Origin of the sequence: Priestia sp. FSL W8-0001 (assembly GCF_038050335.1) — a bacterium.
Lineage (GTDB): Bacteria > Bacillota > Bacilli > Bacillales > Bacillaceae_H > Priestia > Priestia flexa.
This window is the reverse complement of sequence record NZ_JBBPAL010000001.1, coordinates 2,058,483-2,083,139: the sequence shown is the minus strand read 5'-3', so window position 1 is coordinate 2,083,139 and position 24,657 is coordinate 2,058,483. Positions and strand designations below refer to the sequence as shown.

34 protein-coding genes and 4 pseudogenes are annotated in these 24,657 nt (G+C 37.8%); 36 read left to right on the top strand and 2 right to left on the bottom strand.

Going from position 1 to position 24,657, the window contains the following annotated elements; all coding sequences use genetic code 11:
* Window positions 1-161: 161 nt before the first annotated feature.
* The 7 genes and pseudogenes from MKZ18_RS11050 to MKZ18_RS11020 form a co-directional block, all read left to right on the top strand.
* Window positions 162-698, top strand: a pseudogene (locus MKZ18_RS11050) (recombinase family protein); the annotation flags it as partial.
* Window positions 690-959, top strand: a pseudogene (locus tag MKZ18_RS11045) (LXG family T7SS effector ribonuclease toxin YxiD); the annotation flags it as partial. The pseudogenes MKZ18_RS11050 and MKZ18_RS11045, both read left to right, overlap by 9 nt.
* Window positions 959-1,399 (top strand): SMI1/KNR4 family protein, encoded by a 441-nt coding sequence (locus tag MKZ18_RS11040; protein WP_144593932.1) that lies wholly within the window; start codon window positions 959-961, stop codon window positions 1,397-1,399. The pseudogene MKZ18_RS11045 and the gene MKZ18_RS11040, both read left to right, overlap by 1 nt.
* Before the next feature lie 423 nt (window positions 1,400-1,822).
* Window positions 1,823-2,211, top strand: a pseudogene (locus MKZ18_RS11035) (recombinase family protein); the annotation flags it as partial.
* Between the two features lie 99 nt (window positions 2,212-2,310).
* Window positions 2,311-3,072, top strand: a complete 762-nt coding sequence (locus MKZ18_RS11030) for a hypothetical protein (RefSeq protein WP_144593931.1) — start codon at window positions 2,311-2,313, stop codon at window positions 3,070-3,072.
* 1 nt (window position 3,073) lies between these two features.
* The gene (locus MKZ18_RS11025; protein WP_341344546.1) at window positions 3,074-3,391 is read left to right on the top strand and encodes an ATP-binding protein; all 318 of its coding nucleotides are present in this window, start codon (window positions 3,074-3,076) and stop codon (window positions 3,389-3,391) included.
* Between the two features lie 70 nt (window positions 3,392-3,461).
* Window positions 3,462-4,064 carry an HD domain-containing protein gene (locus MKZ18_RS11020; RefSeq protein WP_144593929.1) on the top strand — a complete coding sequence of 201 codons (603 nt, stop codon included), beginning with the start codon at window positions 3,462-3,464 and terminating at the stop codon, window positions 4,062-4,064.
* A 38-nt stretch (window positions 4,065-4,102) separates the two neighbouring features.
* Here the strand turns inward: MKZ18_RS11020 and MKZ18_RS11015 are convergent, their stop codons facing one another.
* Window positions 4,103-4,471: a hypothetical protein gene (locus MKZ18_RS11015; RefSeq protein WP_076513629.1), complete on the bottom strand. Its 369-nt coding sequence runs from the start codon at window positions 4,469-4,471 to the stop codon at window positions 4,103-4,105.
* 73 nt (window positions 4,472-4,544) lie between these two features.
* On the bottom strand, window positions 4,545-5,429 hold the full coding sequence (locus MKZ18_RS11010; RefSeq protein ID WP_138116956.1) for an EamA family transporter: 885 nt from the start codon (window positions 5,427-5,429) through the stop codon (window positions 4,545-4,547).
* Between the two features lie 268 nt (window positions 5,430-5,697).
* Between MKZ18_RS11010 and MKZ18_RS11005 the strand changes: the two are divergent.
* The 29 genes and pseudogenes from MKZ18_RS11005 to MKZ18_RS10865 all read left to right on the top strand — a co-directional run.
* A pseudogene (locus tag MKZ18_RS11005) lies at window positions 5,698-6,215 on the top strand (GTP-binding protein); the annotation flags it as partial.
* The gene (locus MKZ18_RS11000; RefSeq protein WP_225001820.1) at window positions 6,208-6,417 is read left to right on the top strand and encodes a hypothetical protein; all 210 of its coding nucleotides are present in this window, start codon (window positions 6,208-6,210) and stop codon (window positions 6,415-6,417) included. The pseudogene MKZ18_RS11005 and the gene MKZ18_RS11000, both read left to right, overlap by 8 nt.
* 66 nt (window positions 6,418-6,483) lie before the next feature.
* Window positions 6,484-6,699, top strand: a complete 216-nt coding sequence (locus tag MKZ18_RS10995) for a hypothetical protein (RefSeq protein WP_025907967.1) — start codon at window positions 6,484-6,486, stop codon at window positions 6,697-6,699.
* Between the two features lie 410 nt (window positions 6,700-7,109).
* Window positions 7,110-7,370, top strand: coding sequence for a metal-sensitive transcriptional regulator (locus tag MKZ18_RS10990; protein ID WP_078990544.1), 261 nt, complete (start codon window positions 7,110-7,112; stop codon window positions 7,368-7,370).
* A 48-nt stretch (window positions 7,371-7,418) separates the two neighbouring features.
* Window positions 7,419-7,646, top strand: coding sequence for a sulfurtransferase TusA family protein (locus MKZ18_RS10985; protein ID WP_025907965.1), 228 nt, complete (start codon window positions 7,419-7,421; stop codon window positions 7,644-7,646).
* A gap of 58 nt (window positions 7,647-7,704) precedes the next feature.
* Complete coding sequence (locus tag MKZ18_RS10980) at window positions 7,705-8,181, top strand: DsrE/DsrF/DrsH-like family protein (RefSeq protein ID WP_061786346.1); 477 nt, start codon at window positions 7,705-7,707, stop codon at window positions 8,179-8,181.
* A 15-nt stretch (window positions 8,182-8,196) separates the two neighbouring features.
* Window positions 8,197-8,484, top strand: coding sequence for a rhodanese-like domain-containing protein (locus tag MKZ18_RS10975; protein WP_061786347.1), 288 nt, complete (start codon window positions 8,197-8,199; stop codon window positions 8,482-8,484).
* A 39-nt stretch (window positions 8,485-8,523) separates the two neighbouring features.
* Window positions 8,524-9,087 carry a sulfurtransferase TusA family protein gene (locus MKZ18_RS10970; protein WP_340842528.1) on the top strand — a complete coding sequence of 188 codons (564 nt, stop codon included), beginning with the start codon at window positions 8,524-8,526 and terminating at the stop codon, window positions 9,085-9,087.
* Between the two features lie 54 nt (window positions 9,088-9,141).
* Complete coding sequence (locus tag MKZ18_RS10965; RefSeq protein WP_445677372.1) at window positions 9,142-10,254, top strand: MBL fold metallo-hydrolase; 1,113 nt, start codon at window positions 9,142-9,144, stop codon at window positions 10,252-10,254.
* Between the two features lie 15 nt (window positions 10,255-10,269).
* A complete protein-coding gene (locus tag MKZ18_RS10960) occupies window positions 10,270-10,491 on the top strand; it encodes a sulfurtransferase TusA family protein (protein WP_025907960.1) in 222 nt (73 codons plus the stop codon).
* 54 nt (window positions 10,492-10,545) lie between these two features.
* Window positions 10,546-11,322 (top strand): sulfite exporter TauE/SafE family protein, encoded by a 777-nt coding sequence (locus MKZ18_RS10955; RefSeq protein ID WP_328100758.1) that lies wholly within the window; start codon window positions 10,546-10,548, stop codon window positions 11,320-11,322.
* Between the two features lie 349 nt (window positions 11,323-11,671).
* Window positions 11,672-12,625 (top strand): heme o synthase, encoded by a 954-nt coding sequence (gene cyoE / locus MKZ18_RS10950; protein ID WP_025907958.1) that lies wholly within the window; start codon window positions 11,672-11,674, stop codon window positions 12,623-12,625.
* A 163-nt stretch (window positions 12,626-12,788) separates the two neighbouring features.
* Window positions 12,789-13,562: an SDR family oxidoreductase gene (locus MKZ18_RS10945; protein ID WP_025907957.1), complete on the top strand. Its 774-nt coding sequence runs from the start codon at window positions 12,789-12,791 to the stop codon at window positions 13,560-13,562.
* A gap of 30 nt (window positions 13,563-13,592) precedes the next feature.
* Entirely contained in the window at window positions 13,593-14,165 is a 573-nt protein-coding gene (locus tag MKZ18_RS10940) for a TetR/AcrR family transcriptional regulator (RefSeq protein WP_025907956.1), read from the top strand.
* 4 nt (window positions 14,166-14,169) lie between these two features.
* Window positions 14,170-15,045 (top strand): 3-hydroxyacyl-CoA dehydrogenase family protein, encoded by an 876-nt coding sequence (locus MKZ18_RS10935; protein WP_025907955.1) that lies wholly within the window; start codon window positions 14,170-14,172, stop codon window positions 15,043-15,045.
* Between the two features lie 33 nt (window positions 15,046-15,078).
* Window positions 15,079-15,480 (top strand): acyl-CoA thioesterase, encoded by a 402-nt coding sequence (locus MKZ18_RS10930; RefSeq protein ID WP_025907954.1) that lies wholly within the window; start codon window positions 15,079-15,081, stop codon window positions 15,478-15,480.
* 17 nt (window positions 15,481-15,497) lie between these two features.
* Complete coding sequence (locus tag MKZ18_RS10925; protein WP_144593927.1) at window positions 15,498-16,334, top strand: acyl-CoA dehydrogenase family protein; 837 nt, start codon at window positions 15,498-15,500, stop codon at window positions 16,332-16,334.
* A 19-nt stretch (window positions 16,335-16,353) separates the two neighbouring features.
* A complete protein-coding gene (locus MKZ18_RS10920; protein ID WP_025907952.1) occupies window positions 16,354-17,331 on the top strand; it encodes a quinone oxidoreductase family protein in 978 nt (325 codons plus the stop codon).
* A gap of 155 nt (window positions 17,332-17,486) precedes the next feature.
* Window positions 17,487-18,452, top strand: coding sequence for an oxygen-dependent tRNA uridine(34) hydroxylase TrhO (gene trhO / locus MKZ18_RS10915; RefSeq protein WP_025907951.1), 966 nt, complete (start codon window positions 17,487-17,489; stop codon window positions 18,450-18,452).
* Between the two features lie 153 nt (window positions 18,453-18,605).
* Window positions 18,606-19,127, top strand: a complete 522-nt coding sequence (locus MKZ18_RS10910) for a TcaA NTF2-like domain-containing protein (RefSeq protein WP_078989716.1) — start codon at window positions 18,606-18,608, stop codon at window positions 19,125-19,127.
* 195 nt (window positions 19,128-19,322) lie between these two features.
* A complete protein-coding gene (locus tag MKZ18_RS10905; RefSeq protein WP_025907949.1) occupies window positions 19,323-19,859 on the top strand; it encodes a helix-turn-helix domain-containing protein in 537 nt (178 codons plus the stop codon).
* A 1-nt stretch (window position 19,860) separates the two neighbouring features.
* Entirely contained in the window at window positions 19,861-20,790 is a 930-nt protein-coding gene (locus MKZ18_RS10900) for an alpha/beta hydrolase (protein WP_144593926.1), read from the top strand.
* Entirely contained in the window at window positions 20,783-20,983 is a 201-nt protein-coding gene (locus MKZ18_RS10895; protein WP_025907947.1) for a hypothetical protein, read from the top strand. The genes MKZ18_RS10900 and MKZ18_RS10895 overlap by 8 nt, the downstream gene beginning before the upstream one ends.
* The gene (locus MKZ18_RS10890) at window positions 20,964-21,284 is read left to right on the top strand and encodes a YbjQ family protein (RefSeq protein ID WP_025907946.1); all 321 of its coding nucleotides are present in this window, start codon (window positions 20,964-20,966) and stop codon (window positions 21,282-21,284) included. Before MKZ18_RS10895 ends, MKZ18_RS10890 begins: the two co-directional genes overlap by 20 nt.
* Before the next feature lie 141 nt (window positions 21,285-21,425).
* Window positions 21,426-22,115, top strand: coding sequence for a hypothetical protein (locus tag MKZ18_RS10885; protein ID WP_025907945.1), 690 nt, complete (start codon window positions 21,426-21,428; stop codon window positions 22,113-22,115).
* A gap of 235 nt (window positions 22,116-22,350) precedes the next feature.
* Window positions 22,351-22,560 (top strand): GNAT family N-acetyltransferase, encoded by a 210-nt coding sequence (locus tag MKZ18_RS10880; RefSeq protein WP_309247712.1) that lies wholly within the window; start codon window positions 22,351-22,353, stop codon window positions 22,558-22,560.
* A 267-nt stretch (window positions 22,561-22,827) separates the two neighbouring features.
* Complete coding sequence (locus MKZ18_RS10875) at window positions 22,828-23,025, top strand: hypothetical protein (protein WP_025907943.1); 198 nt, start codon at window positions 22,828-22,830, stop codon at window positions 23,023-23,025.
* A 541-nt stretch (window positions 23,026-23,566) separates the two neighbouring features.
* Window positions 23,567-24,127, top strand: coding sequence for a 3D domain-containing protein (locus MKZ18_RS10870; protein ID WP_025911279.1), 561 nt, complete (start codon window positions 23,567-23,569; stop codon window positions 24,125-24,127).
* A gap of 195 nt (window positions 24,128-24,322) precedes the next feature.
* Window positions 24,323-24,580, top strand: coding sequence for a DUF1292 domain-containing protein (locus tag MKZ18_RS10865; RefSeq protein WP_025911278.1), 258 nt, complete (start codon window positions 24,323-24,325; stop codon window positions 24,578-24,580).
* The last annotated feature ends 77 nt before the right edge of the window (window positions 24,581-24,657 follow it).

Genomic DNA, 24,657 nt, shown 5'->3' with positions numbered 1-24,657 from the left:
AGCTCGTGGCGATAACCAATGGGTAACGTAAAGAGGTGCTGTTTTATTGTATAAGAAAATTAACTTATGGTTGTATTTTTACTAAAGACGGTCGTATAATACTCGCTATTCGTTAAAAAACGTTACGAAAATTACAATTTATGTAACGGGAGGGTGAGAAGTTGAACGTTGTTGGGTATATACGTGTATCGACACAAGGGCAAGCAAGAGATGGCTACAGCTTGAAGTATCAAGAAGATGAAATTAAAGCATATTGTGAAGAGAATAACTTGAACTTGATACATATTTTTAGAGATGAAGGAATTAGTGGCGCAAAACTAAATGAAGAAGCATTAGAAATAGACAGGGTGGGCTTACAGGAAATGTTGGCTCACCTTTCGTCTGTCCAAATTGATTATGTGGTGGTGCTGAACACAAGCCGATTATGGCGGTCAGACATTGTAAAGGTGTTGATACAACGAGAGCTAAAGAAATATGGCTGTGATATTAAAAGCATTGAACAGCCATTTTACAGTATCCATAAGAAAGACCCAAACGACTTTTTAGTGAATGGCTTAATGGAATTGTTAGACCAATACCAACGGCTTGAGATAGCACTAAAACTAACGAAAGGCAGAAATAAAAAGGCGAAGGAAGGTGGATATGCAGGGGGAAGGGCAACATTTGGCTATACAAAGCTAAAGGGTGAAAAGGAATTAAATAAAGTAATTAAAGAGTGGGAAGAAAATACTGGGCAAAAGTGGCCTGTGTATAATGAAAATGTTATTTCGGAAAGAACAGGTAAAATAATTAGGAAACAAGGAGATAAGTATGATGCTCATCATATAATTGAAAATACTTTTGGTGGAGAACATGAATGGTGGAATATGCATCCTGCAAAATTCCCAAATGAGCATCAAGCTGGTATTCATGGAGCTGGTTCACCAGCAAATACACTATTTAAAGGAGGTAAAAAATAATGAGCTATGAATTTATTAAGGAAAACCAAGAAAATAGTTTTTATCAAGTGAATGAAAACGAAATAAAAGAGGTTGAGAAGGAACTCGATTTAAAATTTCCTAAAGAGTTAGTTAATTTTTATATAGAGGTTGGCTACGGATTTATTAAAGGTTCAGAGTTTAATATTAATCGTATTATGGACCCATATTCAGTAAGGGATTTTCGATTAAGAGTTAATGATTTTGAGTTTTATCCCGACATAGAAATCTATGATGAATTTGAGAATAACAAACTAATATTTTTTGAAGGCAGTGAATCAGCTTTAATGTCAATAGAATTGAATGAAAATAATAGAAGTGCAGTTTACTATTATGATATTCAAATTGCGACTTCTCTAGAAGAATTTTTAAGAAAGATAGAAGAAAATGATAAATATTATTTGGAGTTACTAGTTGATTAAAGAACGATAATAAAACATACCTTGAATGGTTTTACGCCTTTCAAGGTTTTTTCTTTAATTTAAAATAAATTAACTGATATTTGAGTGAGACAATAAGAAAATAATTTGTTTGAGAATGGAGAGCTCATGATGGTAGTACCATCATGGAGTATCGTTTTAATACTTGGATAGTAAGAAAAGTACGATCATTAGGCGAGATGACATTTTACATGGCAGGGGTAGTTATGACAGGGTATGGCTAAAAAACTAATGAGAATGACAAAGCTCTTGGCGATAAAAGGTGGGTTACGTAAGAAGGTTACTAGTTTAGCATCAGGCAGACAAAAATTAGGTTGTATTTTTACTAGAGAGGGTCGTATAATACTCGCTATTCGTTAAAAAGCGTTACACAAATTAAAATTTATGTAACGGGAGGGTGAGAAGTTGAACGTTGTTGGGTATATACGTGTCTCGACAAAAGGGCAAGCAAAAGATGGCTACAGCTTGAAATGTCAAGAAGATGAAATTAAAGGGTATTGTAAAGAACAAGGCTTAAACTTGATTCATATTTTTAGAGATGAAGGAATTAGTAGTGCAAAACTGAATGAAGAAGCATTAGAAATTGACAGGGTGGGCTTACAGGAAATGTTGACTCACCTTTCGTCTGTCCAAATTGACTATGTGTTGGTGCTGAACACAAGCCGATTATGGCGGTCAGATATTGTGAAGGTACTGATACAACGAGAGCTGAAGAAATATGGTTGAGACATTAAAAGTATTGAACAACCCCCTTTTACAGTATCCATAAGAAAGACCCGAATGACTTTTTGATAAAAATATAACATATATTCTATTAAATTGAAAAATATGTTATTATTTTCATAACGAAACAACGGAACGATTTAAGCTAAGGGAGAGAAGAACATGGCTTCTTGGAATCCAGTTTACAGCTAGTCACAGAGATTAAAAGAAAGTACGTAGCTTCGTTTGGCTTGGGTACATATGATTTTAAAACGTGGATTGCAAAGCTTGGCAAGCAGGGGTATCACGATATATTTGACTGTTTGCATATAAATCAAAAAGATGAAGGCATGCATTTAATTGGAGCAAGGAGCGTAGAAACGGGTGAGCACCTCCCTTATTACAAGCTGATTGATCTAGCCAGCGCTTATGAGATTAAAGTGGTGGACCTTGAACGAAAAACGCTAGAACAACTACTTGTAGACATGAAGCAGATGAAATCAAATGAAAAAGAAGGCTGGGTTATAAACGTAGACGGTCACTACGTAAAGGTTAAATGCGATGACTATGTGAACATGCACCGCTTATTAGACCGAGTTTCGTCTGTGAACGTCATTATTGAAGCCATTGCGAACGAAGCGTTTGATGATTTAGTGTCAAAGATTCCAGATAGCTACAAAGAGCGAGTGAATAACGTCGCAAACCTTATTTTTACCTATTTAAAAAAGACAAAACAACAAATTAATGAGTGGTACGCAAAAGCTCCCAAGAAGACGCAGAAAGAGTTTATGATTTGGGTAGAACAAAATGTTCCTCAGCACATTAAGCCGTACGTGCGAAGCGAGTATTTAGGTGTGGAATATAACTTGCTGAAAAAAGGCAAGCTTGGCTACAAGAAAATGTCAGAGTTAGGGTACCGTGAATTCGTTTCAGAAACAAAAGAAGGTGAGTAAGATGGAAAATAAGCTCGGGGAATTAATTATGCTGGTGGGTCTTCCCGGAAGTGGGAAATCCACATTAGCTGAAGAACTAAGGGCCACTAAAAAATATGTTCACTTATCTTCTGATAACATCAGACAAGAGGTGACGGGCGATGTGAATAATCAAGACGAAAATAGAAGGATATTTGAAGTGATGAAGGAGCGAGCCATGGAGCTCTTAAAAAGCGGTCAGCATGTGATATATGATGCGACAAACGTTCATCGCAAACGGAGAAAGCATTTGATTACTCAAGTGTTCAAAGCAAGTAAAAAAAGCGTACTATTTAAATGAACATATTGACGGAGTGAAATCACGCAATCAACAACGTTCGAGAGTGGTGAAAGAGGAATCTATTAACAGGATGTATAAAAGTGTTCATATTCCTGTTGAAAACGAAGGTTGGGACGAAGTGGTCTATGTTTCAGCTAAGGAGCGTCAACTTATTGAACATAAAGAAGCTTGTGAAAAGCTTTTTATCCAGCACTTGCCCCATGATGAGTTATTTTCAGAACTAGCGCGCTATATACCAGACTTTAACGCGATTATTGACTTACCGCAAGACTCAAAGTATCACAGTTTCTCTGTTAGTCGACATACGTATTATGTTTATCAGTATATACAAGAGCACTATTCAGGCCCTAACAAGCTGGTTCTTTTGTGGGCAGCCCTGTTTCATGATCTCGGAAAAGGGACGTGTAAGTCGTTTGTGAACTACAAAGGGGAAGAAACAAAATATGTGAGCTTTATCGGTCATGACTATGTTTCTTCCCAGCTGGCAGCCTATTGGCTAACAGTGCTTGGGTATGAAGACGAGCTCGTTAAGCATGTGTCTGCACTAACTCAGTTTCATATGTATCCGATGGATATAGGCGATAAGAAGCTAAAGGAATTGAATGAGCTCCTTGGAGCGGAGCTTTTTCATCAGCTCATGATTTTGCATGAGGCAGATATACAGGCTAAATAAAAATAAGCAGCGAGGCAGAAGCCAGCTGCTTATTTCTATTAACCTTTAATCCTATCAAACGGCGTTTCTTTACCATTTATAAAGACTTTAAGCGTATGATTAGGCGAATCTAAGCTAAGTTTATAGATAAACGGCTTTTTTGTTTTGCTTTCTGATTCTGACTCATCCAGCTCAATGGTAATTACGTCATCTTTCTGTTTAAGGTCTGCTGATACTCGTTTAGATGTTTGATAAACAAGATACGTTTGATTGTCGCCGTCTTGAATGAGCTGAAGATCATATGCAGCCTTTGCTTCTTTTTCAATAGACTTTGGAGCGCCTTTCACTTCACTTATGCTTACTGTAGAGCTGTTGCAAGCTGAGAGTATAATGGCAGTAAGCAACCCGAGCATCATGTTTTTTCTCAACAACGCACCTTCTTTTTATCTTTATTTTCCAATTATTATAAGGGAAGGGTGAGTGGTTGTAAATATTTTCTTTTTATAGACGAACTTCATAGCGCTCTTTGCGCTTTAAACTTGGAAAAGCAATGCCAACTAAAATAAGAATAACGCCCATCCATTGAATAGAAGCAACCGATTCATGTAACACAAAAGTGGACATAAACACAGCGGTTGGCAGTTCTGAAGCACTTAAAATAGCACCAAGATTTCCGCCGACTTTTGGCATGCCGGTATTAAACAGAATCGGAGGAAGCAATGACCCGAATAACCCCATTAATAGCCCATACATCCATAAATGTGTAGATACGAGTTCTTCCACCATAAACGTCGGTGGCATAACAATAAAGATAAGAAGCGCAGCACCGGTTGTCATGATGGCACTTTTGCGGATTGGGTGAATCGAAATAGACGTGCGTCCGCTAAAAAAGATAAAAAATGAAAACGATACGGCAGCAAGCAGACCAAAGAGTATTCCTAGACCTGAAAAAGCAATCGTACTTTCAGCAACACCGGATGCTAAGAGTGAGCCTATCATAATAATAGCCGCTGCCACTAGCTGCTTAGAAGTAGGTGCTTTCTTGTCAAACACGTATTGTAAAATCATGCTGATCCATGTGAACTGTAGTAAAAGAATAATGGCAAACGACGCGTTGATGTAGCTAAGCGCGTAGTTATAAAAAATCCCTGTTAGTCCCATTGGCGTCCCGCTGAGCAGTAAAACAGCCCAATTTTTTTTCCGAAGAGGACTTTTGGGCACAAAGCTAGCCAGTATCCAAAGCAGAAGTGCACCTAGTAGATACTGACTTCCTGTTAAAGCATTCACACCAAACCCCGCAGCGTATCCAAGCTTCACAAAAGTTGAGACAACACCATACGAGCACCCACCTAAAAAGACAAGGAGAGCATAAAACCATAAATTCATAAAAATCCTCCTTTAAACAATACAAAAGCCACCCATCTTCGAGGAGATGGGTGGCGAAAAATAGCAGTAAAAAATCCACCTGCTGCAGGAATTGCAGCTTTTAAGGTATGTAACTAGCTTTATTATAAAATGATATCATGCAGCTATCAATAGAAATTCGATTAAGAGGTTTATATAAATATATCTCTTGCATTCCACAAAAAAACCATAGTATAGTATAATTTAAATCGTAATCGTTACTATTTAAATTAATGAGGAGGTATTTGATATGAAAAAAATACCGGTAACAGTACTAAGTGGTTATTTAGGATCGGGGAAAACCACGTTATTAAATCACGTGCTCCAGAATCGTGATGGCCTTCGCGTAGCGGTGATAGTAAATGATATGAGTGAAGTAAATATAGCGCAGAGTTGGTGAAGGAAGGTGGAGATTTATCGAGGACAGAGGAAAAGCTCGTTGAAATGTCAAACGGCTGCATTTGCTGCACGCTTCGAGAAGATCTGTTAGTTGAGGTTGAAAAGCTTGCTCAAAGAGGAAACATTGACTACATATTAATTGAATCAACAGGAATTAGTGAGCCGGTTCCAGTTGCTCAAACATTTTCGTATATAGATGAAGAGCTAGGCATTGATTTAACACAATTTTGTACATTAAACACGATGGTAACGGTTGTAGATGCCAATCGCTTTTGGCATGACTTTCAATCTGGAGATTCATTGTTAGACCGTAAAGAAGCGCTCGGTGAAGAGGATGCGCGTGAGATTGCAGATTTATTAATTGATCAAAATGTCACAAGCGGGTCCATCTGTTAGTATTGAACCCGTTTCATATTGGGTAGCGTCGCTTCCAGCCCTTGAACAAGAGCAGATCCAGCCTGCATCTGTTGACTTACGCCTGGGATTTAGCTACTTAAAGGTGAAACAGCATCAAGTTGGACTTATGTCTTTAAATGAAGAAATACAGTATGAGCATTTTGAAAATAGATAGGCTTTAAATTGGTTTTTTATGTTAAAATTAACAATAACAGAAAATCCCAAAAAAGAGGGTGACACGATGAAGGATAAAAAGAAACAAAAAATAATAATGAGCTTAATCATTGCCATTGTTGCGCTATTAGTTACATCATTCATCTTGTTTTTTAAAGGGTATTATGGGGCATCGCTAGGAGTCGGCGGCGTGTTTTTTGTGTTAGCAACAGCTTTGGGTCAGTGGTCTTCAACTAAAAACGAAGACTATGTGTATAGAAAATCAGGAGGTCCATACTTGTGATAAGGCTGTCGATGCTTATTAGATTAACTAGCGTCATAGATCTACTAGTCAAAGCCAAAAAAACAAACCAATCAAGAGGTTTGTTTTTTTATTTGAGCTCCTTAAGAACAACTTATCCTTTTTTCTTTAGCAAAAACATGATAGGGTATTAAATACTTAGAACTTTTTTAAAGAATGGTTTATTCATTTGATTAGTAACTACTCAAATATAACCTCTTTCTCATGAGGTGAATTTCTGTATCCACTTCAATACTTATATTAGAAATCCTTGATTTTCAGGCTTTGACAGAGGTTTAAATCGTAGGCACATTCATCATTTAAAAAAATTACTAAATGTGTTGACATTTATACCTATAGGGGTATATTATATGAGTAACGAAACACAGCACTTCAAAAAAGGAGGAACGCTGATGGAATATACGACTCAAATTCAAAATCGTGTTAAGCGTATAGAAGGTCAGCTTCGCGGCGTTTTACGCATGATGGAAGAAGGAAAAGACTGCAAGGAAGTTATAACGCAGCTTTCTGCAGCACGATCAGCAATCGATCGCACAATGGGTCTTGTGGTGAGCACAAACTTAGTAGAATGTGCGCTGGAAGCAGAAAGAAACGGCAAATCTGTGGATGAAATGATTCAAGAAGCCGTTGGATTATTAGTAAAAAGCCGCTAATTTTTTTAATATAAAATATACCCCTGTAGGTAAATGGAGGAATGGAAATTGAACGTAACAAAACAATTAGACGCAAAAGGTTTAGCATGTCCAATGCCAATTGTACGAACAAAGAAAGCAATGAACGAATTACAAACGGGTGAAGTACTAGAAGTTATTGCGACTGATAAAGGAGCAAAAAGTGACTTAACAGCATGGGCGAAGTCAATGGGACACACAATCGTTAAAGCAGAAGAAACAGATGACGTACTATCATTTTGGATTCAAAAAGGATAATTTTTTTAGCTAACATTATACCCATACGTGTATAAGTAAAAACAAGGAGGAATTTAACATGGAAAAGAAAAGAACAACAATTGTATTATTCAGCGGTGATTACGATAAAGCCATGGCTGCTTATATTATTGCAAACGGAGCAGCAGCTTACGATCATGAAGTAACCATCTTCCATACGTTCTGGGGATTAAACGCTCTTCGTAAGGAAGCAATGGTGCCAACTAAAAAAGGGTTTATGGAAAAAATGTTTGGTAAAATGATGCCTCGCGGCGCAGATAAAATGGGCCTTTCAAAAATGAATTTTGCAGGAATGGGACCTAAAATGATTAAAAGCGTCATGAAAAAGCACAATGCGGTGCCATTACCAGATTTAATTGAAATGGCAAAAGAGCAAGGTGTAAAGCTTGTAGCATGCACAATGACGATGGATTTATTAGGATTACAAAAAGAAGAGTTAGTAGATGGAATCGATTATGCTGGTGTAGCTGCTTATTTAGCAGACGCTGAAGAAGGTAACGTAAACTTATTCATTTAATGAGGAGGACTATTCATGAAAGAGATTTTAGCAAAAGATGTTGAAAAGAAATTAAATGAGTTAACGGTACTGGATGTGCGTGAAGTAGCTGAGGTAGCGGAAGGCAAAATTCCTAACGCTCTTCACATTCCGTTAGGGTTAATCGAATTTCGTATGAATGAGCTGGATAAAAACGTTGAGTACACGGTTGTGTGTCGCTCAGGTGGGCGCAGCTCTCAGGCAGTTCGCTTTTTAGAAAATCAAGGATTTAAGGTTCAGAACATGACGGGCGGTATGCTGGCATGGGAAGGGCCAACAGAATAAAAAAATTTGCAAGTTAATATACCCTAGGAGGTAATAAGGATGAAAGCCAACGAAATTTTAGATGCAAAGGGCCTAGCGTGCCCAATGCCGATTGTAAAAACAAAAAAAGCAATGAATGATGTAGAAGCAGGACAGGTGCTAGAAGTGCAGGCAACGGATAAAGGTTCAAAAGCGGACTTACAGGCGTGGGCAGAGCGTACAGGTCACCAGTATTTAGGCGTCATTGAAGAAGGCGACGTGTTAAAGCACTTCTTGCGCAAATCATCTAATGAAGAAGGAATTGAAAAGAAACATCCATACCTTGTTAGCAACGATGAACTAGAAGCAAAATTAGCAGCTAACGAATCGATTCTTGTAGTAGATGTGCGAGAAGAAGCAGAATATGGATTCCGCCATATTCCGAATGCAGTTAATATTCCACTAGGAGACCTAGAGGCGCGTATGAATGAGCTTGATAAAGGTAAAGAGGTATTTGTTGTTTGCCGTACAGGAAGCAGAAGTGATTTAGCAGCTCAAAAGCTGAGTGAAAGCGGATTTACAAGCGTAAAAAATGTTGTACCTGGTATGAGTGAATGGTCAGGAGAAACGAAATCATTAGCATAAATTTTTTTATCAAAATAAATACCCTAGGAGGTAATTTAGGTGACAGTAAATCAAATGAGTGCTGCTGAGGTAGCAAAAAAAGCAATTAACAAAGAGGCTTTATTTATCTTAGATGTTCGTAACGAAGATGCATTCCAAGATTGGAAAATTGAAAGTGAAAACTTTACGTATTTAAATATTCCGTACTTTGACTTATTGGATGGTGTAGAAGGTATTCTAAATCAACTGCCACAAGATAAAGACATATTAGTTGTCTGTGCAAAAGAAGGCTCATCGATTATGGTAGCAGAAATGCTTTCAGATGAAGGAAAAGACGTATTTTATTTAGCTGGTGGTATGCGCGCTTGGAGTGAGCATTTAGAGCCAGTGAAGTTAGGCGAATTAAAAGACGGCGGAGAGCTATATCAGTTTGTTCGTATCGGTAAAGGTTGTTTATCATACATGGTTGTGTCAAACGGTGAAGCAGCAATTATTGATTCAACACGCATGACGGATACGTATTTACAGTTTGCCGATGAGATAGGAGTGAAAATTACTCACGTATTTGATACGCACCTACACGCAGATCACATTTCAGGTGGACGCATGATTGCGGACAAAACAGGAGCTGCTTATTGGTTGCCGCCAAAAGACGCAACAGAAGTAACTTTTGCATATGAAGCGCTTGAAGACGGTAACGACGTGACAATCGGAAATACAACGATTCACATTCACGCGCTTTATTCACCAGGTCACACGATTGGATCTACATCTTTCATCGTTGATAATCGCTACTTATTATCAGGAGATATTTTATTTATTGATTCAATTGGTCGTCCTGACTTAGCTGGTATGGCTGAAGATTGGGTAGCTGATCTTCGTGAAAGTCTATACACTCGCTATCGTAACCTATCAGATCAATTAATCGTTCTGCCGGCTCATTTTATGATTATGGATGAGCTAAATGAAGATGGAAGCATAGCAAAACCGCTTCATGAGCTATATGCAAACAATCACGGCTTAAACATTGAGGATGAAGAAGAATTCCGTAAGTTAGTAACGGAGAACCTACCTCCTCAGCCCAATGCATATCAAGAAATTCGTCAAACAAATATGGGGAAAATGACGCCAGATGAAGATAAGCAGCGTGAAATGGAAATTGGACCAAACCGCTGTGCAGTTCGATAAAGAGGAGGAGAAATAATGGGAACTTTTGTAGATGCGACAGGATTAGCATGTCCAATGCCAATCGTAAAAACAAAAAAAGCAATGAATGAGCTAAATTCAGGTGAAATTCTAGAAATTCATACAACAGATAAAGGAGCAAAAAGTGACTTAGCTGCTTGGGCAAAATCAATGGGTCATGTGCTTGTTAAACACGAGGAAGAAGGATCTGTCTTCAAATTTTGGATTCAAAAAGCGTAACAAATAGAGGGGAACCACGCACGGTTCCCTTTTCTAATGAAAGGAGTCTATCACATGGATCTCTGGTTTGTAACGGTTATCTTTTTAATTGGGTTTATTGGTTCGTACTTATCTGGAATGCTTGGAATTGGTGGTTCAATTATTAAGTATCCAATGCTTTTATATATTCCTCCGATACTTGGTCTTACAGCTTTTTCAGCACATGAAGTCTCAGGAATTAGCGCTGTCCAAGTGTTCTTTGCGACAATTGGGGGCGTATGGGCGTATCGAAAAGGAGGTTATTTAAACAAAAACCTTATTCTTTATATGGGAGCTAGCATTTTAATCGGAAGCTTTATTGGTGGGTTTGGTTCTCAAATGATGTCAGAAGAAGGTATTAACTTCGTATATGGAATTTTAGCGTTAGTCGCTGCTATTATGATGTTTGTTCCGAAAAAAGGCATTGATGACCTGCCACTTGATCAAGTAACGTTTAATAAATGGTTAGCTGCTGGCTTAGCTTTCATTGTGGGAGTAGGATCTGGTATTGTCGGAGCAGCGGGAGCCTTTTTATTGGTACCGATTATGCTTGTTGTTCTTAAAATTCCAACACGTATGACAATCGCCTCTTCTCTAGCCATTACGTTTATCTCATCAATTGGCGCAACGGTAGGAAAAGTAACGACTGGGCAAGTTGATTACGGTCCAGCTCTTATTATGGTTATTGCAAGCTTAATCGCCTCTCCTCTTGGAGCAAAGGCAGGGCAAAAAATCAATACAAAGGTTTTACAAATCGCTCTTGCACTATTAATTTTAGCAACGGCAATTAAAATATGGATTGATATTTTGTGAGCGTAGAAATTATTCTGCGCTTTTTTCTGTTGTGAAAATGTGAACAAAAGTCGAATTTTGTCATTAAATGCTATGAATACCTATCCGAAATGAATATTTTTATGATAAAATAAAAATATTATGTTCGTCTTGCTTCATTAGAACTGCTTTGTGACTAAGGGTTTGTTAACGATTAAAAGAATGGAAAGACCAAAATAGGTTAACACTTGTACAAAAATGTATTTTTTGTGAACTTCTTCTTAGAAGTTAGTCAAATAAATAGTGAGTTGTTATTATTTAAGAAGAGCATGGAGTAGGAGACTACTTAAAACTACTTTTTTACTGCAAAGGCGGTAAAATTGACAAAGGAATGAAACAAACAATCATGCAAAGTACTACAAAAACAAATCATCATGCTGAACAAGCATCGTTACCAAAGCAAACGTTTGTGGCGATTTTATCCCAAACCATTAAAACAGGCATTATTAAATCGAATTTAATACCTATGTTTGCCGGGTTAACCTTAGCTTTGTACACATATGACATGAGTCTGTTTGATAATATTCCTGAAATTATTTTAGCTTTTATCGGCTCTTTCCTTGTGATCGGTGCAGCTGGGGCTTTTAATAACCTCTACGATCGCGACATCGATGCCATTATGGAAAGAACAAAAAGCAGACCGACTGTAACCGGTGAAGTGAAACCAACATTTGTATTAGTACTTGCAAGCAGCATGGCCATTCTCGGAATTGGAGCTCTTGCATTAACGACACCACTCGCTGCCTTGTTAGGATTTCTAGGGCTGTTTTTTTATGTGGTTCCGTATACAATGTGGACAAAGCGCCGCACAATTTATAATACAGAAGTCGGAAGTATTTCAGGGGCAATGCCTCCGTTAATCGGATGGGCAGCTATTTATCCAGACGTGACTCATCCAGCCATTATAGGATTATTCGTTGTAACTGTTATTTGGCAAATGCCACACTTTTATGCCATTGCGATCCGTAAACATGACGAGTACAAAGCAGCTAATGTACCAATGCTTCCGGTAGTTAAAGGGTTTGAGCGCACGTACATTCAAACAAATAGTTACCTCGCAATTTTAGTTGTCATTAGCTTTTTATTCGGAACGTTAAGCATAGGTTTAATGCTCGTTGCCTTGCTATTAAGCGTTGCTTGGTTTGTGCTTAGCATTACGGGGTACCGAAAAATGGATAAAGAAAAATGGGCAAAATCAATGTTTATTTTTTCACTAATTCATATGACGGTGTTATTTTCAACAATTATTATCTATTCATTAATAGGTATTTTCTTTAATATTTAAATCGAAAAGCGACTCCTTATCAAAACGGAGTCGCTTTTTTTAAATAATAACTGTTTAAATTTTCTAAAAAATACTTGCTGTTATAAAATGATTCGGTATATGATAAATATGAAACATACCAACCGGTTAATAAGTATAGCCAATTCTGCGAGGAGGGGAAAAGATGCATGTGAAAGAGCTCTTTGACCTAACAGGTCAGGTCGCAATCGTAACGGGAGGAGGCCGAGGCCTTGGTGAACAGTTTGCAACCGGATTAGCTGAAGCGGGCGCTCACGTTATCGTTTGCTCTCGAAAGTTGGAATCTTGTGAAAGCGTATCCGAAAAAATAAAAGAACTAGGCGTTGAATCGTTAGCAATACAGTGTGACATCACGAATCAAGAAGATGTTAAAAACGTGGTGGATACGGTCATTGCTCAGTTTGGAAAAATTGACATTGTGGTTAATAACAGCGGAGCAACATGGGGATCAAAGGTGGAAGAGATGCCTTTAGAAGCTTGGCAGAAAGTGCTTCAAACAAACGTAACAGGCACATTTTTAATGGCTCAAGAAGCTGGAAAACATATGATACATGCTAAAAAAGGCAAGATTATCAATATCGCATCGGTCGCTGGATTTGGAGGTTCACATCCAGAATATATGAATTCTATTGGCTATAACACAAGTAAGGGAGCCGTTATTACGTTTACGAAGGATTTAGCCGTAAAGTGGGGACAGCATAACATTCAAGTAAATGCAATTGCTCCAGGATTCTTCCCGACGAAAATGGCGGCTATGACGATGAGAGAAGGAAGAGATTACTTTTTAGAACAAACGCCGCTCAAGCGTTTTGGTACAGACGTTGATTTAAAGGGAGCAGCTGTTTTTCTAGCATCAAGAGCTTCCGATTACGTCACAGGTGATGTTCTAGTTGTAGACGGGGGGTTGCTCGCAACATAACTTATTAAATTTCAAAAGGCGGCGGAGAAAATGAAAGAACGCATCATGGAAACAAGCATTTTACTATTTGCAAAGAAAGGCTTTAAAGAAACGTCCATTCAAGATATTGCAGATGAATTGAACGTGACCAAAGGAACCTTTTATTATTATTTTAAAAGCAAAGAAGAAGTGCTGCTTGATATTCACCGCTCATATATTGAGCACTTAGTTGAAAATCAAGAAACCATTTTGCGTGCCGATGAGTTGTCTTGCGGAGAAAAACTCTATGAGATGATTTTTAAATTAATTTACGATATTGAAAAAGAGGGACTGCGAGCTAAAGTGTTTTTTCGCGAAATGCGCCATTTGAGTGATAACCACCTTTTAAGCATTGTGCCAAAGCGTGATCAGTTTAAAATGAATCTTCAAGATCTAATTGAAGCTGGAATAAAAGCTGGTGAATTTAGAAGGGACTTGCCAGCAGATATCGTAACGCTTGGAATCTTAGGCATCACAAACTGGAGCTATTTTTGGTTTCAGCCAAGCGGAGAACGTTCAGCACAAGAAGTAGCAGCGATTTTTTATAACATGCTAGTAGATGGACTACAGTTGAAAGGGGAATAAAAAAATGATCATTAAGCATATAACAGTTGTAGGTGCAGGGCAAATGGGTCATCAAATTGCCATCTTAGCAGCTTTAGGAGGTTATGAAACTACGATTCACGATATGAATGAACATTCACTCAATAGTGCAAGAAATCAGCTTCATACACTGTTAAATCGATGGATTAATAAAGGGAAATTAACCGTAAAGCAAAAGGATGAAGCGCTTGTTAGGCTATCGTATACTACTGATTTAAAAGAAGCTGTTTCTACTACTGACTTTGTGATTGAAGCGGTTGTTGAAAAGCTTGAAGTAAAGAGAAGCGTATTTGCTCAGCTTGATGAGTATGCGCCAAAGCACGCTATTTTAGCTTCCAATAGCTCGACGATCGTTAATTCTTTACTAGCTTCTGCAACGACTCGACCTGATAAAGTCGTAAATATGCACTTTTTCTTCCCACCGGTAGTCATGGACTGTGTAGAAGTTGTCATGAGTGAGAAAACAAGTCAAGAAACAGCAGCGATTACCATGAATGTATGTAAGCAAATGAATCGTACAGCAGTCTTGCTTCAAAAAGAAATCTCTGGTTTTATCGCTAATCGTATTTTAGGTGCTCTTCATAAAGAAGCGATGTTTCTTTACGAAAACGGTTATGCGGACTTCAAAGATATTGATTTAATTTGTAAAAAAGCGCTTAATCATCCGATTGGACCATTTGAATTAATGGATTTATCCGGTATTGATGTTGGCTACTACGTAATGAATCAGCGCTATGCAGAAACGGGAGATCCAAGCGATTTACCTCCCGAATTCCTAAAAGAAAAAGTAGAAAAAGGAGAGCTTGGGCGCAAGACGGGAAAAGGGTTTTATACGTATGAAAAAGAGCATATCAAAAAATAACGAGCAATCACCAAAGAAGGGGAGAGGTTAAACATGAGCGATACGAAAATTAAAGTGAGATTTTGCGAGACAGATGCGCTGGGTCATATTAACAATACAAGCTATTTTATTTATTTAGAAGAAGCGCGAATTGATTTCTTTGAAAAAATGGGTGTGAAAATGGATTCAAGCAAGTGGGCTTATTTAATTGCTTCCACCAAATGTGATTTTATTGCCCAAGGGTATTTTAATCAAACACTTGTTGTTTCCACGTATGTAACGCGCATCGGTCATAAAAGCTTTACGATTGGTCACGAAATTACGGACAGTAAAACGAATAGGTTAATTGCTAGAGGAGAAGCGGTTCTTGTTCACTTCGATTTTGACTTGCAAAAGAGCGTACCGCTTCCAGATGACGTGTGTGCGTTTTTACAGAATTATTTACAAACTGTTTAAGAGAGGGAGTGGAAACAATGTTTCAAGACGTAAAACCATCGTCGTTTGGCGGTACGTTCATAGTGAAGGCTGCGTCTGATGCATGCACTCCAGAAGACTTAACAAGTGAGCAAAAGCTAATCGCGCAAACTGCTAGTCAGTTTGCGATGGAGTGCTCAGTGTGTAAAGTATATAGCTCTGAAGCATTCGACACGGTGGTGGACGAAGCGCTTCAGCTACACGGCGGTGCTGGGTTTATTCAAGATTACGAAATTGAATCAGTTTATCGCGATTCGCGTATTAATCGGATTTTTGAAGGAACAAACGAGATTAATAGACTGGTCTTACCGACGCACTTTCTGCGAAAAGTAAAAAGTGGAGAGCTTGTTTTAAATCAGGAAACACTTGAACAAGCATATGGCGCTATAAAAGAAGAAAATGACCTTCTCCCTCTTGAAAAGAAAGCTGTTCACACAGTGCGCTATCTTCTTCTATTACTTTTAAGTGAAGCATTAAAAGTAGCAAAAGAGCATATAGTCCACGAGCAAGAAGCCTTAATGAAGCTTTCAAACCTTGCTATTGGTTTATATGCAATGGAATCAGCCGTCATCCGAACGGAAAAAGCAGTCAGGAAAAATGGGAAAGAAAACGAACAGCTGAAAGTTGATCTGACAGAGCTAGTAGTGGATTTAACGATGCGCGAGGTAAGAGATGAAGCGACGCAGCTTATTAACGGTATTGCTACTGGTAAAAAGCATCAAGCCCTTCACTATGAACTTCAGACTGTAATGAGCGATTTTCAATACGAAGGCACGTTTACTAAAACGCGAAGAGTGGCAGATTCATTGATTGAAAGCGATCGTTATACGTGTTAACTAAAAAGGAGGAGTAAAAATGAAAGCGATTCAATTCAAACAATACGGTAGTCCAGATGTACTAAGAGTGATTAATTTGGCAAGACCCGTCCCGAAAAAGAAAGACGTTTTGATTAAAGTAGAAGCGATTGGTGTTAATTACGCTGATACGGCTAGAAGAGAAGGAGCATACGTTGTTGATACGCCGCTTCCGTTTATTCCTGGTTCTGAAGTGGCAGGAGAGGTTGTTGAGCTTGGTGAAGAAGTAGAAGGAATAAAAGTTGGAATGAAAGTCGTTACGCTGCTTGGGTCACACCGAGCAACAGGATATGCGGAGTATACGCTTGCCGATTCTAGAGGTCTTATTCCGCTGTCGGACGGAGTTGATCTTAAGCAAGCAGCTGCCTTGCCGCTTCAAGGCTTAACAGCGTATCACATTTTAAAAACGATGGGGCGAATTGAAAAAGGAGAAACTGTTGTGGTACACGCTGCTGCAGGAGGCGTTGGTACGCTTGCTGTGCAGCTTGCGAAAAAGTTTGGTGCTAACGTAATTGCCACAGCGAGCTCAGATGAAAAGCTTGCTATTGCCAAGCGTCTAGGAGCCGATGTTCTCATTAATTATACGGAAGCAGGATGGCAAAACAAAGTGATGGAAGAAACAAAGCACGGAGCGGACGTAATTTTAGAAATGGTTGGAGGGTCCATTTTTTACGATTCTCTGCATTGTCTTGCGCCGTTTGGCCGTCTTGTATTCTACGGAATGGCAAGCGGTCAGCCTGTAAAATTTAATCCAGGAAGGCTGATGGAGAAAAACCAGTCCGTAATGGGGTTCTTTTTACCACAAATGATGGCAAAGCCTAGTTTGTATCAGCAAAGTTTACAAGAGCTGTTAACCTATATGAAAAACGGCGAGCTTGAACTGCTGATTGGTGGAACGTATCCACTTGAAGATGCAGCGCATGTTCATCGTTTATTACAAGGAAGAAAAACGACAGGAAAACTTATTTTAGTACCATAAATTTTCGAACTAAGAACATTTGATTTTACAGATGTTCTTTTTTTTAGTATTATATATAAGGTTACAGATCGTAACGTAAATGTAAGATTTTCAATGTAAAACAACCTATATGCATTATATCTTGCAAATATGAACAGATAGGTGGAAACAAAAAAATGAGTACTAACAAACCTTATAGAGTTCTTCTCTATTACATGTATGTTCCAATTGAAAACGCAGAGGAATTTCGTGATGAGCAGTTTGCGCTATGCGAAGAGCTTGAACTAAAAGGAAGAATTTTAGTAGCTTCTGAAGGAATTAATGGAACAGTTTCAGGAACAGTAGAACAAACAAATCGCTACATGGAAGTAATGAAGCAAGACCCTCGCTTTAGCGAAATGGTCTTCAAAATAGATGAAGCCGATGAGCATGCGTTTAAAAAATTACGCGTTCGCCATCGCCCAGAGCTCGTAACATTACGTCTTGAAAACGACATAAACCCACTTGAAACAACAGGTAACTATTTAAGTCCAAAAGAGTTTTTCGAAGCAATGCAGCAGGAAGATACGGTTGTAATTGATGCGCGAAACGACTATGAGTTTGACTTAGGTCACTTCAGAGGTGCAGTACGCCCAGATATCCGTAATTTCCGCGAGCTGCCAAACTGGATTCGTGAAAACAAAGAAATGTTTGAAGATAAAAAAGTCTTAACATACTGCACGGGCGGTATCCGCTGCGAGAAGTTCTCAGGCTGGTTAAAAGAAGAAGGCTTTGAGGATGTAAGTCAGCTTCACGGCGGAATTGTAACATACGGTAAAGACCCAGAAGTGCAAGGTGAATTATGGGACGGGCAGTGCTACGTGTTTGATGAGCGTATCAGCGTTCCTGTAAACCAAAAAGAACACGTAATTGTTGGTAAAGACCACTTTGACGGACAGCCTTGTGAGCGCTACGTAAACTGCGCAAATCCAGCGTGTAACCGTAAGATTTTAGCTTCTGAAGAAAACGAGCACAAATATTTACGCAGCTGCTCTCACGAGTGTCGCGTAAATCCTCGTAACCGCTATGTAAAAGAGCACGGTTTAACGGACGAGGAATTTGCACAGAGAGTAAAAGAAGTACAAGAACTAGCAACAACATAAAAAAACAGCATTCATTTAAGGCTCAAATCTCACACGATTTGGGCTTTTTTGGTTTGAATGAGTTACATACAAACCATTTATTTTTTTACAGGTAAAGCAGGAATGAAAGAGATATGAATGGAAAATAATGAAAAAGAAAGGAGTGTGGAAAGAATGAAGCATTTTATAGGTATCTTCACTCTAGCAGCTGTATTGACCGGATGCCAAGATCAGGCAGACGAGAAAAAGCAAGTTCCACCCACAAATCCCAAGGAAGAAGTTGAAGAAACGGTGACTACGCCGAAACCATCACAACCGATTAAGCAGCCTCCAGTTCAAGCAGTGGATGAAAATATCCACTTGTATATTAAGAAATATGCAGAGGCTTATGCAAAAGCCGTTACAGCAGGGTCAATTAAAGAAATCAGTCCGTTTTTGAAAAAAGGTAGTGTTCTATACAACGCGGAGCTTGCAAAAATCAATGAGCTAAACTCAAAGAAGATCTCGTATAAACTTTTGAACGTGAAGCTAATGGGCCTTCAAAAAACGGATGATGGGTACGTCATTAAAGTAGAAGAGTCCTTTGAACAAGCGGAACCTGGGAAAGGTTCACAAACAGTAATGTTTAACAAATCGTATACTACAAGCTACAAAGATGGTAAATTGATGATTGTAGATATAAAAGAGGAAGCGTAAACCAGTTAGCTAATCGTGCTAACTGGTTTCTTTTTAGAGTATATTTATAAATAAAACTATGTTCTAAATAATCATTATAAAGAAAAACAGCGGATTAACGAATTAAAATGTTATCAAAAATGATAATAATAAATTGATTTCTATCATAGGTGTGCTATTATTATCATATATGATAATAATGAAAGGAAGGTCTTGATGAGTTCATCAAAAGCAGACGCAATCTTACATCCAATCCGAATGCGGATTATACAGGAGCTAGCAAGCAAACCTTGTACAGTACAAGAGCTACTTCAGTGCCTTCAAGATGTTCCTCAAGCAACGTTGTATCGCCACTTAAATACGCTAAAAAAAGCGGAAGTTATTGAGGCAATTAAAGCACAAAAGATTAGGGGAACGGTTGAAAAAACGTACGCGTTAGCACAGGCTAGTGCTATTTTATCAGGAGAAGAAGTTCAACATTTATCTAAAACAGAACACTTGCAGCATTTTATGAACTTTTACACGATGCTCGCCAAAGAGTTTGAAGCATATCTAGAGGGAGACGTTAATTTTGAGAAAGATGGATTTGGGTACCACCAGCTTCCCCTTCATTTAAGTGAGAGTGAGCAGCAGGCGTTTTTAGAAGACTATAAAAAGCTGATAGATAAATATCAGCTTAAGCCACGAGAAGATCGCCGTATGCGTACGATGGCCGTCTCATTTATTCCAGAACGTCAAAGAGGAGAGAACTAAGATGCGGGAAAAAGAACTTCAGCTTACAGCTGTTAAGGCCATGCTAACAATTCCTGATGAGAAATCAGGTAAGAAGCCGGCTGTATTAATAATTAGCGGGAGTGGTCCAGTAGATTATAACGGAAACACCAAAAAGTTTGCGAGCAACGTTTATCGTGATTTAGCAGCGGTCTTTACAGAAATGGGATATGTCACACTTCGTTATGACAAGCGAAATCTCGACGCGTTTTACAAAACGACGTTAACGGACCTCATTCAAGATGCAAAAGAAGCTTTTCACGCTTTGCAAAATCAGCTTGAAGTAGATGATAAGCAACTATTTATTGCGGGACATAGCGAAGGGGCAATGATTGCTACAATGATTGCGGAAGAACTTCATGCTACAGGCTTAATTTTGCTAGCTGGTGCAGGACAAAACCTCATCGAAGCAACTGAGTATCAGCGAGAACGAGCTTATAAAGAAATCTCGGCTCAAGGTGGGTTTAAAGGTTGGTTATTCCAAAAGCTAAAGGTTATTGAAAAAGATCGACAAAAAGCTGATAATCTTTTCAAGCGTTTTAAAGAAGCAAAAGAAGACGTTGTGCGCGTGCAGCTTGTTCGTATGAATGCAGCATGGTGGAGAGAGCATATGGTGGTAAATATGCATCACTATTATGAAAAATTATCGATACCCATTTTAGCTATAACGGGATCAAAGGATGTGCAGGCAGATCCTAACGCACTTCAAACTCTAAAACCGTATCCTACAATTGAAACAGTAATCATTAAAGATATGAATCACGTATTAAAAATACAAACAGAAGAGCCTTCCATGATGAAGCTGCTGAAGCAATATAAGCAGACGTTTTCACAGCCGATTGCACCAGAGCTATGTGACGTAATGGGAAGCTGGCTTACGAAACAAATACAAGGAAGGAAGTCTCATGAATAAACTGATTTTAATTATATTTACTATTGCTGTTATTGCACAGCTGACGGGGATTGTTCTTTTATTTATAAATGCCAAGCTCGCCCTTCAGGTTTTTCTCTACTATGTGGCGGCAATTATTCTATTAGTTCCTTTATTAATCATAAAAAAACGGAAAACAAAAGAGGAGGATCCAAATGATTATCGTGACTACTGATAATGTATCAAACTATCAAGTAACAGAAACAATTGGGTATGTAAAAGGAAGCACGGTGCAGTCTAAAAACATCGGTCGTGATATTTTAGCAGGCTTAAAGAATATTGTAGGAGGAGAAATTAAAGAATATACGGAAATGATGGATGATGCTCGAAAAATCGCAGTTGCGCGCATGGTTAGAGATGCTGAAGAAAAGGGAGCAAATGCCATTGTCGGCTTCCGTTTAGTCAGTTCAGCTATTGCCAGTAACGCTTCTGAAATTGTGGCGTACGGAACGGGTGTGAAGGTAGTTAACAGTTAAGAATAGCCCCCTCTTAACACGCTTATGAAAATATATCTATGCTAAAAGTTTTAATTCTATTGTAAAAATATATTTACATAGAAATATTTACAAAGTATAATGGTTCACTGTAAAAAGTTTATGTAGGGGGCAATATACGTAATGAGTAAGTTTTTTAAAGTACTAACATCAAGTTTAGTTGTAGGAGTGTTACTGGCTGGTTGTGGTAGCAACTCTGATAGTTCTAATGGCGCAGAAGAAACAAAAGAAGAGCCAAAAGCAGCGGAACAAAAACCATTAAAGAATGATGTTCCAAAACCAGAGAAAGATGAAAGTGGAAATTACATACTGAACGTTCCTGGTCAAAAGGTAAAAGATGATGGTGCTACGGCAGAACTCTTAAAAATAAAAGAAGTAAATGAAACAGTCGATATTTCACCATTAAAAGTGACAATTGAAGATATTAAAGTAATTAAATTAACAGATCTAGACGAAGAGTTTGCTGAAGGTCTAGAGTGGATGGCTGACACAAAAATTAACCCAGAGGAAACTTCTTATGTTCAGGTTAATTACACTGCAGAAAACACATCTGACAGCAATATTGAATGGTACGATATTATGAATGTTGTTACCGATAAAGGTGAACAAATCGACGGACAACTTAAAGATTTTATTTCTGATGACGGAGATTCAGATTCACAATTCATTGGTAAAGTTAAAAAAGAATATACAGATGGTTTTGTTGTAAAAAATGAAGATATCAACTCTGTTAAGCTAGTTTTTGGTTATACTGAAGACGAAGACTATAACGAAATTACACCTGAACAAACGGTTGAATACACGTTTGAATAAGAAAAACTGCCGAAGGGAATTCCTATCGGCAGTTTTTTATACACAGATAGTTGGAATCATACATATAAAGGCATTATCCCTTTGGACGTACAAAACAATTTCTTACGAGCTGCATACAGTACAGAAATGTTGAAAAAAACGGATGGAAGAGTCGGAGTTGTGGGTAGCCCTCGTAGAAACTAAAGTAGTGGGCTTTGCAAACTTTACACCAGTTAATGAAAAATAGGAAAGTGAGCTGCTAGCGATTTACTTACTGCCAGATTATCAAAGAAAAGGAATTGGTACAGCACTTTTTGCAAAAGGAAGCCGTCATGTCAAAAAAGTGATTGTCCATGTTGAGCGCGAAAACCAAAGTGGCATGTCCTTTATCGTACACAAGGGTTTACAGTTACAGATGATTTTGATGAGGATTTTGACGGGCATCTCCTACAAACCGTTCAAATGACTCTTCAAATAAAGTAAAAGAATCAGTGAGTTAATACTGATTCTTTTTACGAACTCATTTTTATTAAACTATGTTCTAAATAAACAACAATATTAAAAACCTCAGTACTTAAAACCTCAGTACTTAAAACCTTTTCACAATATCATAATTTATTCATAATAACTACCCTTTTCATAAAAATAAAAATGCCTTTCTTTCTTAAAACGAGGTTGCTTTTCTTTTATAGAAAGCTTACACTAGTAAAGCATATTAAAAGGATGGTGTTTTATGAAAAAAAGAGATAATGTGATTCCTTTTACTCCTAAGAAAAACCCTTCGCATTATTCCCCAGCTTCCGTTAAGTTAGATAAGAAGTTAGTGGAGTTTCTCGAAATCATGGACTTTGATGATCGTAATGATTTTTTAAACGAAATGATTGATTCATTCTTTCAATATGTAAAGAGTGAAGAAGACGAAGTGCAATAAACGATAGGAAAACATCTTAACCAAACAGATGTTTTTTTGTTTGGTTTTATTTGTCTCCCCGACAAATGAGTTTTACTAGTATCTTCTTAGTAAAAGGCACAGGATATACGAATATATAGATGAATACATTCATTTTCACACATAATCTTCTCAACATATTTTCTTATTCCTAAAGTAAAAAAAGTGAGCTCAATGCTCACTTTTTTTGTTTGGACATTATAATAGAAAGAACTGAACAAACCAAAGCTTATACGCAATCATCAGAGTGCTCAGCATAATACCTGAAAACGCAGCAACTTTGTTTACTTTTCCTAATAATCCTACAAGTCCTAATAAAACGGGGACTATTTGATTAAAAACGATATCATAATGTAATAAAAAAATTTTAAAATAAATTCTTAAGAGTCAATTTGACTAATTTATATGACATAAAAGACACTATTTAGACAAGTTGTAACAAAACTAATAACCCTTTGAAATAATTATGTAATAAAACTATAGTATTCTTTATTTATCGAATTGGAAAAAGGGGAAAATTTTGATGAAAAAACTAATTATTACGTCAAGCTTAGTTCTATTATCATTGTTTGGAACAGCGACTGCAACATCTGCGGCGTCAACTACATATAAAGTAAAAAGTGGAGATACATTATATAAAATTGCTTCTGTACATAAAGTGTCGGTAAAAGACATCCAGTCATGGAATAACTTAAAATCAGCAACAATTCGTCCGAATCAAGTGTTAAAAGTAGCCAAGCCACAAGCGGCTAAAACGTCAGCTAAGCCAGCAGCAAAAGCGCCTGCTCCTGCTGCAAAAAAAGAATTTACGGTGACAGCTACGGCTTATACAGGAAGCTGCAAAGGATGCAGTGGCATTACCGCAACGGGCATCAATTTAAAGAAAAACCCTAACTTAAAAGTCATTTCTGTTGACCCAAAAGTAATCAAACTAGGTTCTAAAGTGTGGGTAGAAGGCTACGGTACTGCAATTGCGGGTGATAAAGGTAGCGCAATTCGTGGCAACAAAATCGATGTATTTATTCCAAATCAAAAAGAAGCATTAAAATGGGGACGTAAAACGGTTAAAGTTCGCATTCTATAGTCTTTAAATCATTAGCTAAATGGTGTTCTGCTATGGTATACTAAAGTCACCATTTGCTTTATTGATTAATCTTTGTTTCTCATGGCCTACTTATTCCAAATAAGTAGGCTTTTTTGTGTTTTCTCTTTGAATGAAACAATGGATACAGGGTATACAAACAGTAAGGTCAAAATATTTTTAAAGGAGAGAATACGAATGGAAACAGTGAATACAGGTGAGATTTTTACCATTGTGGATGAAAATGAACAAGAACAGGATGTTGAAGTTTTAGGAAAGTTAACCGTAGACGGAGAAGAGTATGTTGCTGTTGCGTTTGTTGAAGAGCTATTGATTGAATCAGAAGAAGATATTGACGTCTTTTTCTTTCACATTGAACCAAACGGCGAATGGGCTAGCATTGAAGACGATGAAGAATTTGAACGCATTTCTACTTTATTTGAAAATACGCATTAAATCAACTACGGAAGTCGCCGTGGTTTTTGCTCCCTTATATTCCCGCTTATAAAACCACACTCACTTTCAAATTCTAT

Coding starts and splice junctions, on each gene's coding strand:
- MKZ18_RS10940 (WP_025907956.1), top strand. CDS start 13,593: ATGAAAGAACGCATCATGGAAACAAGCATTTTACTATTTGCAAAGAAA.
- trhO (WP_025907951.1), top strand. CDS start 17,487: ATGAGTACTAACAAACCTTATAGAGTTCTTCTCTATTACATGTATGTT.
- MKZ18_RS10965 (WP_445677372.1), top strand. CDS start 9,142: ATGAGTGCTGCTGAGGTAGCAAAAAAAGCAATTAACAAAGAGGCTTTA.
- MKZ18_RS10890 (WP_025907946.1), top strand. CDS start 20,964: ATGATTATCGTGACTACTGATAATGTATCAAACTATCAAGTAACAGAA.
- MKZ18_RS10980 (WP_061786346.1), top strand. CDS start 7,705: ATGGAAAAGAAAAGAACAACAATTGTATTATTCAGCGGTGATTACGAT.
- MKZ18_RS10900 (WP_144593926.1), top strand. CDS start 19,861: ATGCGGGAAAAAGAACTTCAGCTTACAGCTGTTAAGGCCATGCTAACA.
- MKZ18_RS10920 (WP_025907952.1), top strand. CDS start 16,354: ATGAAAGCGATTCAATTCAAACAATACGGTAGTCCAGATGTACTAAGA.
- MKZ18_RS10935 (WP_025907955.1), top strand. CDS start 14,170: ATGATCATTAAGCATATAACAGTTGTAGGTGCAGGGCAAATGGGTCAT.
- MKZ18_RS10975 (WP_061786347.1), top strand. CDS start 8,197: ATGAAAGAGATTTTAGCAAAAGATGTTGAAAAGAAATTAAATGAGTTA.
- MKZ18_RS10945 (WP_025907957.1), top strand. CDS start 12,789: ATGCATGTGAAAGAGCTCTTTGACCTAACAGGTCAGGTCGCAATCGTA.
- MKZ18_RS11040 (WP_144593932.1), top strand. CDS start 959: ATGAGCTATGAATTTATTAAGGAAAACCAAGAAAATAGTTTTTATCAA.
- MKZ18_RS10970 (WP_340842528.1), top strand. CDS start 8,524: ATGAAAGCCAACGAAATTTTAGATGCAAAGGGCCTAGCGTGCCCAATG.
- MKZ18_RS10870 (WP_025911279.1), top strand. CDS start 23,567: ATGAAAAAACTAATTATTACGTCAAGCTTAGTTCTATTATCATTGTTT.
- MKZ18_RS10865 (WP_025911278.1), top strand. CDS start 24,323: ATGGAAACAGTGAATACAGGTGAGATTTTTACCATTGTGGATGAAAAT.
- MKZ18_RS10960 (WP_025907960.1), top strand. CDS start 10,270: ATGGGAACTTTTGTAGATGCGACAGGATTAGCATGTCCAATGCCAATC.
- MKZ18_RS10990 (WP_078990544.1), top strand. CDS start 7,110: ATGGAATATACGACTCAAATTCAAAATCGTGTTAAGCGTATAGAAGGT.
- MKZ18_RS11025 (WP_341344546.1), top strand. CDS start 3,074: ATGGAAAATAAGCTCGGGGAATTAATTATGCTGGTGGGTCTTCCCGGA.
- MKZ18_RS10925 (WP_144593927.1), top strand. CDS start 15,498: ATGTTTCAAGACGTAAAACCATCGTCGTTTGGCGGTACGTTCATAGTG.
- MKZ18_RS10995 (WP_025907967.1), top strand. CDS start 6,484: ATGAAGGATAAAAAGAAACAAAAAATAATAATGAGCTTAATCATTGCC.
- MKZ18_RS10885 (WP_025907945.1), top strand. CDS start 21,426: ATGAGTAAGTTTTTTAAAGTACTAACATCAAGTTTAGTTGTAGGAGTG.
- MKZ18_RS11020 (WP_144593929.1), top strand. CDS start 3,462: ATGTATAAAAGTGTTCATATTCCTGTTGAAAACGAAGGTTGGGACGAA.
- MKZ18_RS10895 (WP_025907947.1), top strand. CDS start 20,783: ATGAATAAACTGATTTTAATTATATTTACTATTGCTGTTATTGCACAG.
- MKZ18_RS10905 (WP_025907949.1), top strand. CDS start 19,323: ATGAGTTCATCAAAAGCAGACGCAATCTTACATCCAATCCGAATGCGG.
- cyoE (WP_025907958.1), top strand. CDS start 11,672: ATGAAACAAACAATCATGCAAAGTACTACAAAAACAAATCATCATGCT.
- MKZ18_RS10910 (WP_078989716.1), top strand. CDS start 18,606: ATGAAGCATTTTATAGGTATCTTCACTCTAGCAGCTGTATTGACCGGA.
- MKZ18_RS10875 (WP_025907943.1), top strand. CDS start 22,828: ATGAAAAAAAGAGATAATGTGATTCCTTTTACTCCTAAGAAAAACCCT.
- MKZ18_RS10955 (WP_328100758.1), top strand. CDS start 10,546: ATGGATCTCTGGTTTGTAACGGTTATCTTTTTAATTGGGTTTATTGGT.
- MKZ18_RS10930 (WP_025907954.1), top strand. CDS start 15,079: ATGAGCGATACGAAAATTAAAGTGAGATTTTGCGAGACAGATGCGCTG.
- MKZ18_RS11010 (WP_138116956.1), bottom strand. CDS start 5,429: ATGAATTTATGGTTTTATGCTCTCCTTGTCTTTTTAGGTGGGTGCTCG.